This is a genomic window from Mangrovibacterium sp. (genome assembly GCF_059905295.1).
Map to the genome: position 1 here is coordinate 1 of NZ_JBZQJF010000265.1, position 9,507 is coordinate 9,507.

The 9,507-nt window shown below is 44.7% G+C and carries 9 protein-coding genes; 3 read left to right on the top strand and 6 right to left on the bottom strand.

Features of this window, described 5'->3' with window-relative positions:
* A partial coding sequence (locus AC37HE_RS13710; protein ID WP_500783416.1) for a DUF6261 family protein occupies window positions 1-322 on the top strand: 322 nt, incomplete at its 5' end.
* A gap of 216 nt (window positions 323-538) precedes the next feature.
* Here the strand turns inward: AC37HE_RS13710 and AC37HE_RS13715 are convergent.
* A complete protein-coding gene (locus AC37HE_RS13715) occupies window positions 539-1,507 on the bottom strand; it encodes an OmpA/MotB family protein (protein WP_500783417.1) in 969 nt (322 codons plus the stop codon).
* 134 nt (window positions 1,508-1,641) lie between these two features.
* Between AC37HE_RS13715 and AC37HE_RS13720 the strand changes: the two genes are divergently transcribed.
* Both AC37HE_RS13720 and AC37HE_RS13725 read left to right on the top strand, forming a co-directional pair.
* Complete coding sequence (locus AC37HE_RS13720) at window positions 1,642-2,370, top strand: DUF3298/DUF4163 domain-containing protein (RefSeq protein ID WP_500783418.1); 729 nt, start codon at window positions 1,642-1,644, stop codon at window positions 2,368-2,370.
* Window positions 2,371-2,923: 553 nt separating this feature from the next.
* On the top strand, window positions 2,924-4,129 hold the full coding sequence (locus AC37HE_RS13725) for an aminotransferase-like domain-containing protein (protein ID WP_500783419.1): 1,206 nt from the start codon (window positions 2,924-2,926) through the stop codon (window positions 4,127-4,129).
* 77 nt (window positions 4,130-4,206) lie between these two features.
* Here AC37HE_RS13725 and AC37HE_RS13730 read toward each other — a convergent pair whose 3' ends face one another.
* From AC37HE_RS13730 to cdaA, 5 genes are all read right to left on the bottom strand, one after another.
* The gene (locus tag AC37HE_RS13730; RefSeq protein ID WP_500783420.1) at window positions 4,207-5,484 is read right to left on the bottom strand and encodes a M16 family metallopeptidase; all 1,278 of its coding nucleotides are present in this window, start codon (window positions 5,482-5,484) and stop codon (window positions 4,207-4,209) included.
* Window positions 5,481-6,716, bottom strand: coding sequence for a M16 family metallopeptidase (locus tag AC37HE_RS13735; RefSeq protein WP_500783421.1), 1,236 nt, complete (start codon window positions 6,714-6,716; stop codon window positions 5,481-5,483). The genes AC37HE_RS13730 and AC37HE_RS13735 overlap by 4 nt, the downstream gene beginning before the upstream one ends.
* 7 nt (window positions 6,717-6,723) lie before the next feature.
* Window positions 6,724-7,686 (bottom strand): NAD(P)H-dependent flavin oxidoreductase, encoded by a 963-nt coding sequence (locus AC37HE_RS13740; protein WP_500783422.1) that lies wholly within the window; start codon window positions 7,684-7,686, stop codon window positions 6,724-6,726.
* A gap of 55 nt (window positions 7,687-7,741) precedes the next feature.
* Window positions 7,742-8,812, bottom strand: a complete 1,071-nt coding sequence (locus AC37HE_RS13745) for a mechanosensitive ion channel family protein (protein WP_500783423.1) — start codon at window positions 8,810-8,812, stop codon at window positions 7,742-7,744.
* 1 nt (window position 8,813) lies between these two features.
* The coding region (gene cdaA, locus AC37HE_RS13750) for a diadenylate cyclase CdaA (RefSeq protein ID WP_500783424.1) at window positions 8,814-9,507 on the bottom strand (694 nt) is incomplete at its 5' end.

Below are 9,507 nucleotides of genomic sequence, written 5' to 3' on the forward strand. Positions count from 1 at the left end.
GGATAAAGCGGAAAACCAGCAGGCAATGACCGACTTGGGTATTCTGAAGTATTATGAATCGTTAAAAACAGCCCAGCAAGAGTTTGATGCGTTGAATAAACAAAGTGCCGAGCTAAAAGCTGAAGCCGCTAAAACAAGCCGTTCGGCATCAGAGATTAGGCCTGAGTACATACCCGAGCTTGAAAAATTACTGGATTTGCACCGTATATATGCTGAACTGGATGCTGAAAATTATGAAGAAAGTTTTGCTCAAATAGTCGCTTATCTGAAGGAAGTAAATGCAGTGGCCCGTGCACGGCAAACCCGTAAAGAAAACAATTGAAAACATTTGAAGGCAGTTGAGAGAAGAGTAACGAGTAACAGCCCCTGATCTATAAGAGGGTACCTATGACCACAACTTGAAACTTGAAACTCGAAACTTGAAACTCGAAACTTGAAACTCGAAACTCCAAACTCCAAAGATACTTTCACAAAAAAGCCCCCGAGTAAGTCGGGAGCTCATTTCAACAAAAACTAACCTAAAATAAGGGCCTGTTTATTATTCCATTTTCAGTAATTGCATAATCTCGTCCAACTTAGGTGAGAGGATAATCTCGGTCCTGCGGTTTTGTGCCCGGCCTTCAGGTGTAGAATTACTCGCTTTGGGCGAATATTCGCCCTTGCCAGAAGCTGTTAGCCTGGTTGGTGCGATTTGGTACTCGGTTGTTAAAATGCGTACAATCGAGGTGGCTCGTGCGACACTCAGATCCCAGTTGTCATGGTATTTGGCGGTGTGTATCGGAATGCTATCGGTATGGCCTTCAACCAGAATGTCGATATCGCGATTCTTGTCGAGCACATCCGCCAATACCTTCAATGCCTCTTTACCCTTAGCTTCAACCGCTGCGCTTCCTGATTTAAACAGCAGCTTGTCCGACATGGAAACGTAAACCTTGCCATTTTTCACTTCAACCGAGAGCTCGTCGGATTTAAAGCCCAGCAGCGCATCGCGGATTACGTTGTTCAGGCGTTGGGTGACCGAGTCCTGGCGGGCAATGACCTTGCGCAGATCATTCAGTGCTTTTTCCCGTTCCTCAAGCAGATGTTCTTTCTCGTTCAATTCTTTGGTTTTTTGTTGCAGTGCCAGGTTAAACTGCTCCGACTCTGATAGTTTCTCACTCATCAGGTCGTTATATTTTTGCTCTACCTCACGAATTGAAGCTTTCAGATTGTCTATATCGCTGTTCAGCCCGTCAATATTCTGGTGGAGGTTCGCGACTTCATTCGTCCGGTCGTCCAGTGCATAGCACAGGCTGTCGCGTTCTTCGAGCAGCGACATGGCTCGTTTGGACAGAAAGTACATATTTTCGGGTTTGGCTTCGCCACATTTATAAAAAGGGGCGCACGAAGTTGCTGCCAAAGCCACGATAGAGATCAATAGGATTATTCGATTTGTTCTCATCAGTCGTGTGTTTGTTTTACTGTACGTTAGCAATTCAATCGCGTTGTGCGAATTTTTCTTTGCCATTCTTAACAAATTTCGTTCCGCTATCGGTTGTGAGGATCCCATTTTTCGGCATTTTTGCTTGAATAAAAAGCTGAAGGAGGATTTCGCACTCATTTGAATTTGTCTATCTTGTAGAGGTAAACAAGAAATGCGATATGACTACAAAAGTATTTTTCTTCAAACCAGGCTTTTTCGCTTTAGTCGTGTTCATGCTTATTTTACAGGCTTGTCAACCTACGATCCAGCAGTTGTCAATTCTGCATAAATCGAATGTGAATCAGGATAACTATTGGGACATTGATCTGCAATATCCGGTTTTTTCATCATCCGATTCTCAAATTGAGCAAAGTCTTAGCCTTTTTAATCAACAGGTGTCTGCTTATGTATCGGCTTTGCAGGATTCGGTGAAGGCCGAGTCGAAGGAAGTTTTCGAAGGTTTTGCAAAAGATGGTTACGATCGCCCTGAATGGACATACGAATTGGGGATTCGCGATAGCGTGTTTATGGCTACCGACGAGTTTGTGAGCCTCCGGTTATCGGTTTATCGCTTTACCGGCGGAGCACACGGGATGACCAATTTTGTGGCGTTTAATTACGATGTGGCCAGGCAAAAAATGCTGACAACATCGGAAGTTTTGGATTTGAGCAAATCAAACCAAATTGATGAGCTGTTGCAGCAACATTTCGACAATCCTTCGCAATGCTTTGATGGTACACCAACGCTCGATCTGGTATCGGCCATTAACTTCACACAGGAAGCAGTTTGCTTTAAATATGAACAATACGAATTAGGAGCTTATGCCTGTGGACCGGCCGAAGTGGTTGTCCCGAAAGCAGAGTTGGGTGAAGCTTTCTTGCCCCAAATAACAGTACCAGAAAATTAACATTCGCCGTCATAGTTTAATTCTTTCGACTTAAGATTGAAAAAAATGAACCAAAGGCATTGCCGGTAGGCAAATTCTTTTTCCTTTGTGAGAACAATGCTGAAAAACACAATTCATACGATTCTTGTCGTGGCACTCGCGGTCTCCGTGATAGGCTAGGGAAGAGTATGGATGCAAAATATTAAATTGCTTGGAGCAAGGCCATTCTCTTCGGAGGGTGGCCTTTTTTATTGACAGCTCCATCGTGATAATTGATGAACTTTTAAAGAATAGAATGAATCGATTTTTAGTACATATGATTGTCGCGGCCGTCGCGCTTGTCCTTGTGGAGTTAGCCACATAGGAGCGGGATCGTATTGCATAAAGCAAAGCCCTTTCCGTTGTGGTCAGCCTACGGAAAGGGCTTTTTTATTACCAGGTAGCGAACGCCGGTTAAATTAATAAACAAGGTGCTTTGTTACTTCAGACTTCTTCAGCTGCAGTCTGGGAGGTCAGGTCCCTTTCAGGGGATTTAGGGTAAAAAGATTAAAAACTAAAACTTAAATATCACACTATGGAAGATCAGTTTCCCGAAGAAAAGTTTTCCGAACAATACCGGAACATACCGGCCTCATTTGTTCGGAGTATTTTAAATGCCATAGGGCAGCAGAAAATGATATCGTTTGCCGGCGGATTACCCAACCCTTCACTGTTTCCGGTGGAGGAGCTGGCCGAAAGTACTCGTGCTGTGATGGCCGAGGCAGGCCGCACCATCTTGCAATATGCAGGGTCGCTGGGCTACTATCCGTTGCGTGAATGGATCGCCACCCGCTACTCTGCTAAGTATAATATGGAGATTACCCCTGAGATGGTGGTTATTACCAATGGCTCGCAGCAAGCTATTGATATCCTGTCGAAACTGTTGATTAATCCGGGTGATGGTGTTATCCTTGAGAAACCGAGCTATCTGGGGGCTATTCAGTCCATGTCGGCTTATTTACCCGACTTTCGCGAAGTTGATTTACTGGAAGATGGTGCCGATCTGTCGCAGGTTGAGAACTTATTTTTGAACGATGACATCAAGTTGATGTATGCTGTGACGAATGCGCAAAACCCATCGGGTATCAGCTATTCATTGGAGAAACGCAAGGATTTGGCTTTGCTAATGCGTAAATACAATCAGCTGTTGATTGAGGATGATCCGTATAATGAGATCTGCTTTGGAGATGAGTTTCCGGCACCGGTTCGTAAGTTTGCCCCCGATAACGTTGCCTGGACCGGTTCTTTTTCAAAGATGGTAGCTCCCGGTATGCGTAACGGCTGGGTGGTATTGCCACCGGCATTGGTTCCGCACTTCGATAAGGCAAAGCAGGCATCCGACTTGCATCCCAATAACCTGACTCAATATGTGCTGCACCATTACCTGACAAACAATGATCTGGATGAACACTTACAAGGAATTCGCAGGAAATATGCCAATCAGGCAGCATGTATGGTGGAGATGCTGGAGCGTTACCTACCCGATGAGGTGAGAATAACTTCGCCAACGGGAGGCATGTTCATCTGGCTTACGTTGCCGGATGGTTTACGTGCCGACGAATTGATCCATCGTACCATGGAGCGCGGTGTGATTTTCGTTCCGGGCAATTCGTTTTACACCAAGGGGCAAGGGAGTAATCATATCCGTCTGAACTTCACGAATGCGGATCCGTCTGAAATAGAAATCGGAGTGAAAATTATTGCCGAGGAAATGGCGAAGATGTTGTGCCTGGTTTCCTGATTTGTGAGCTTTCACTACATAAAAAGTCCTCCCAAAGTGAATTCGGGAGGACTTTTAAATTTTTTCGTCAGCGGCGCCTACTGTCCGGCAATGACAGTGTAAAGGCTGTCGGGTTGCAGGTACTTTTGTGCCAGTTGTTGCAAATCGGCTGCTGTTATATTCTGAATTGCCTGGTGATAGTCATCGTAAAATGAATAATCCAGCCCAAAATCATGTAGGTTACGGAAAGCTTGCTCTAATGAAAATGCACCATCGAACTCGCGTAGGAATTCGCCGGTCAGGTATTGTTGAACGCGTTCCAGTTCATCGTCAGGTACCGGCTCGTTTTGTAATCGCTCAATTTCGGATGTAATTTCCTTTAGCGTTGACTCTTCATACGATTTGTCAACCTCAGTGGCAATTAACAGATAGCCGGCTTGGTTCAGGCTGATAAAATTGCCGCCAATGCCATAAGTGTAGCCTTTGTCCTCACGAATATTCAGCATTAAACGTGAACTAAAATAGCCTCCAAGGATGGTTACCAAAATCTGTAATCCAAAGTAGTCCGGATGCTGCTTGTCTACGAGTAGTTTCCCCACACGAATGGCCGACTGGATGGCTCCTTCTTTATGGATCCGTTCCAACTTTCCTGAAGACGTCTTTGGTTGATATTGCAACGTTTCTACAGCTTTGCCGTTCCAATCATCTCCCCCAAAATGTTGATCCAGTTGCTGAAGGATTTCATCGGTAAATTGCCCGGCCAAATGAATTTCGCAGTTTTGAGCGTGGTAATACTGTTGATAGTAATTGACGAACTCTTGTAGATCTACATCATCAAAGTCTTCGGCTTTTAAGGCTAAGGCATAAGGATGGCCATCACCAAATAAGACCTGAGAGAATTTCTTCTGACAAAGAATCTTTACTTTCTCCATTTCAAGCATGAAACGTTGCTTGCGGCGATTCAACAGGTTTTTAAATTCTTTCTCCGGAAATAAAGCTCGTTTCAGCATATCTTCCACAACCGGCAATAACTTGTCGATGTGTTTATCCAGCGTAATCACTGAGATGGTTGCACTGTGATAGTCGGCAGTACATTGAAGATAGGCGCCGTGAAAATCAAATATCTCGGCAATTTCGACGGCTGTATAGTTGGTCGTCCCTTCTTGTAACATCGCATTGGTTAATGCGGCTAGTAAAGGCTTTTGCTGGTACCAAACACCGGCATTAAAGACAAAATCAATTTTACAAACTTCCTGTTTGCCGGCCTTTAACGAATAAACCGGGATGCCATTTGTAAGCTGAAGCTTCACCGGCTGTATAAGGTCTGGTTTACCTATCGGGTGTAAGGCAGGTGCTGTTACTCGGTTTATCATCATTGTGCCAGGTAATTTAATTGTGAACAGTTCTCGGGACGGAAAATCTTGTGGGCGGTTTGGCGAATTTCTTCGACGGTTACCGAACGATACCAGTCCTGCTGGTCGTTCATCATTTCTGCCCGGTCGATATTTTCGTAGCTTGCCAATTCCTGAGCCATATTCATATAGCCCATTTGTGCATATACATGATTGGCCTCCAGCTTATTTTTTACTTTTTCAAGTTCGCGGTCATCAACAAAATCTTGTTGCATCTTTTCCAGCTCCACCCAAATTGCTTTCTTCGCTGTTTCAATGCTGATCCCTTTGGCCATTTTGCCGGAAACGATGAATAAGCCAGGATCATGATCCCCTGAAATATAGGCGTCGAGCTCAACAAAGAGCTGTTCTTCCTTGACCAACCTTTGGTACAGGCGCGACGAATTTCCCGACGAGAGAACATCTGAAATTAAGTCGCAGACATAGTATTCGCGGGTGCGGCGGTCACTCATATGGAAAGCCAGGTAGAGCATTGAGTCGGGTACTTTGCGCTCAACAGTGAGCTCCCGAAATTCAGTTTGCTCCGGTTCTGCCGGTAGTTCCGGTTTTCGTACGTCGCGTCTGGGAATGCTGCCAAACCATTTCTCAGCCAGTTGCAAACATCGCTTTCGATCGATGTTTCCGCTTAATACCATCACCGCATTGTTGGGTGCATAAAAGCGGTAGAAAAAGTCTTTGACCTCTTCCAGACTGGCATCTGCAATATGACTGATTTCCTTTCCGATGGTTGTCCAGCGATAGGGGTGGCTGGTATAGGCTAAATCGCGCAATAAAGGCCAAACATCGCCATAGGGTTGGTTCAGATTGCGTTGCTTAAACTCTTCAATCACGACATTCTTTTGCACTGACAGACTCTTCTGTGAGAAGTCCAGTTCCAACATCCGGTCCGACTCCAGCCAAAAGGCAGTTTCCAGGTTGTCCTTTGGTAAAGTCAGGTAGTAATTGGTTAAGTCATTGGTGGTGTAAGCATTATTCTCACCACCGGCCAATTGCAGTGGAATATCGTAATCAGGAATGTTCTTGGTGCCCCCAAACATGAGGTGCTCAAACAAATGTGCAAAACCCGTTCGGTTCGGGTTTTCGTGCTTTGCCCCAACATGGTAACAAATATCCATCGCTACCATGGGGGTGGAATAATCCGGATATAGAATGATGTCGAGACCATTCTCCAAACGGTGTCTTGAAAATTCAATCATAAATTAGTTAAAACGAGAATTTAGAACCTTCAACAATTAACTGACGGGTTTGGCTGTATTCTTCGATCAGTTTTTTCATTATTTCTTCTACGGAAGGGATGTCATCAATGATTGAAGCGATCTGTCCGATTTCTAATTCACCTTCATCCAAATCACCTTCGAAGATGCCCTTTTTGGCACGACCGCGTCCCAGTAGCTTGCTCAATTCTTCCTGTGAAGCACCACGTGCTTCCATCTCTGCCACCCGGTTAAAGAATTCATTCTTAATTAGCCGAACCGGAGCCAGCTGCTTAAGTGAAAGCTTAGTGTCACCTTCTTTCATACCAACAACCAGTTTTTTGAACGCATCGTGTGCGGATGATTCCTGTGAAATGGCAAAGCGCGATCCGATTTGAACACCATCGGCACCGAGGGCCATGGCGGCCATCATAGCTTGTCCGTTGGCAATCCCCCCGGCAGCCATGAGCGGCATTGAGGTTGCTTTACGCACCGATGGTATTAAGGTCAAAGTTGTTGTTTCGTCGCGGCCATTGTGTCCCCCTGCTTCAAAACCTTCAGCAACGATGGCATCAACCCCCGCAGCTTCACACTTTTGAGCAAAGAAGGCACTGGCGACCACATGAACAACCAGAATACCCCGCTGATGTAGCCATTGTGTCCAGGCTTTCGGGCTTCCTGCTGAAGTAACCACAATTGGCACTTTTTCCTGCTCGATGATTTCCATCACTTTGTCCAGTTCGGGATAAAAAAGCGGAACGTTAACCCCATAAGGTTTGTCAGTAGCTGCTTTGGTTTTCCGAATATGTTCGAGGAGTGTTTCCGGGTGCATCGATCCCGTTCCCAACAAGCCTAGTCCGCCGTTGTTACTCACCGCTGAAGCCAGTTTCCAACCGCTGCACCATACCATTCCACCCTGAACAATTGGGTATTTGATCTGAAATAATTCAGTTATTCTGTTTTTTGAAGACATATAGAATTGCTTTTTATAATCAGTAAATAAAAAGATTGAAAGAACCCAAATTGTTCTATTCAAAATCTTTCGATCGAAGATGAAGGTCGCGTTGAGGGAACGGAATTTCAACTTTGTTCTTCCGGAACTCATCATCGATCACAAAACGAAGATCACTCTTGATATTCTCGACCATGAAATCGTTTATGGTCCAAAAGTACAATTGAAAATCGAGTGAGGATTCACCAAAATCGTTGAAGCGGACAAATGGCTTAGGAGTTTGAACGATTTCCTTATGCTGATTGGCTGCATTAAGCAAAATCCGTTCGACCAAACGAACGTTGGAGCCGTAAGCTACGCCTACATTTACATGAAAGCGTGTTGACTCCATATTGTGTGTCCAGTTGATAACTTTCTCGGTGGTGAAGCGCGAGTTTGGCACTATTATAACCACATTGTCGCGCGTTAAAACAGAGGAGAAACGCAGGCCGATCGTCAATACCCGGCCAATGGTTCCTTCAACTTCAACAATATCGTCTATTTTGACAGAACCATCAAATAGGATGATGATGCCAGAGAAGAAATCGTTGAAGATATGCTGTAATCCAAAGCCAACACCAACCAACAGGGCTGAGACACTGGCAATAACGAAAGTCATGTTGAGCCCCAAAGAGCTGGCAATGATTGAAAAACCAAGTATCCAAACCAGGTACTTCATGATTTGCCCGACCGATTTTCCCCGGCCTCGATCCATACGTTTGGTGGAGATGCGTCGATCCATCCAGTAATCCAGCGCATAGATAAGAATCCGCGTGATGTAGATGATGATAATCGCGCCGATCAGGCTCTTTATCGTTACTTTATATTCTTTGTTCGAGTAAATTGCGTAATCAAAAAATTGATGATAGTTGATTTTTAAGACATCTAAGATGAATCCAAGCATGATCAGGTAACTGGTAACCCGGATTCCTTGTCTTACAAAGCGGGCAAAGCGAGGATCAAAATGATATTTGGCACCACCTTTCCGCACAAGACTATTCAAGGTCAACACAATGATTATACCCGATATCAGGATGGATATCGAGATGATCAACTGAAATAGTGTTATCTTGATATTGTCGCTATGTAAAACAATAATTTCTTTCATTCTAGTTGATATCGTGATCTGTAGGATGAAGTACCTGTTCTAATATTTTCGTCAACTCGGTTTGCGAAATATTTACTTGTACATGGCCGGCACGGGCGATCGATATTTTCCCTTTCTCTTCGGATACGATGATAGCTACGGCATCTGTTTCTTCTGTTATCCCTACAGCTGCCCGGTGACGTAGACCCAGGTTGGGATCAATATCCCGTTTGTTGGATACCGGCAAAATACATCGGGCGGCAACAATCCGGTTTCCGATGATGATGACAGCACCGTCGTGCAAAGGGGTATTCTTAAAAAAGATGGTTTCCAGCAGTGCATCCGAAATTCGGGCGTTGAGCTTTTCGCCTGTGCGAACATACTCGCGCAATTCCGATTTCTGAGCTATAACAATTAATGCCCCCGTTTTGGTTCGCGCCATGCTCTCACATGCCTTAACCATCATGCGAATTTGGTCTTCTGAAGCTGTTCTAAATTTGTCGGAGGCAAACAGTTTATCCATCCCCAACAGTTTATTGACCTGGTTGTTGCTTCCGATTAATAACAGAAATCGCCGGATCTCCTGCTGAAAGACGACAATCAAGGCTAATACACCAACGCCAAGGAATTGTCCCATTAAGGTGTCAAGCAATTCCATGTTGAGCGCCCGAATGAGTAGCCAAAACAGGTAAACAACAAACAATCCGATAAAGATA

Bases quoted from the DNA above. Each gene is read 5' to 3' on its own strand.
- AC37HE_RS13715 (WP_500783417.1), bottom strand. From the start codon at position 1,507: ATGGCAAAGAAAAATTCGCACAACGCGATTGAATTGCTAACGTACAGT.
- AC37HE_RS13720 (WP_500783418.1), top strand. From the start codon at position 1,642: ATGACTACAAAAGTATTTTTCTTCAAACCAGGCTTTTTCGCTTTAGTC.
- AC37HE_RS13725 (WP_500783419.1), top strand. From the start codon at position 2,924: ATGGAAGATCAGTTTCCCGAAGAAAAGTTTTCCGAACAATACCGGAAC.
- AC37HE_RS13730 (WP_500783420.1), bottom strand. From the start codon at position 5,484: ATGATGATAAACCGAGTAACAGCACCTGCCTTACACCCGATAGGTAAA.
- AC37HE_RS13735 (WP_500783421.1), bottom strand. From the start codon at position 6,716: ATGATTGAATTTTCAAGACACCGTTTGGAGAATGGTCTCGACATCATT.
- AC37HE_RS13740 (WP_500783422.1), bottom strand. From the start codon at position 7,686: ATGTCTTCAAAAAACAGAATAACTGAATTATTTCAGATCAAATACCCA.
- AC37HE_RS13745 (WP_500783423.1), bottom strand. From the start codon at position 8,812: ATGAAAGAAATTATTGTTTTACATAGCGACAATATCAAGATAACACTA.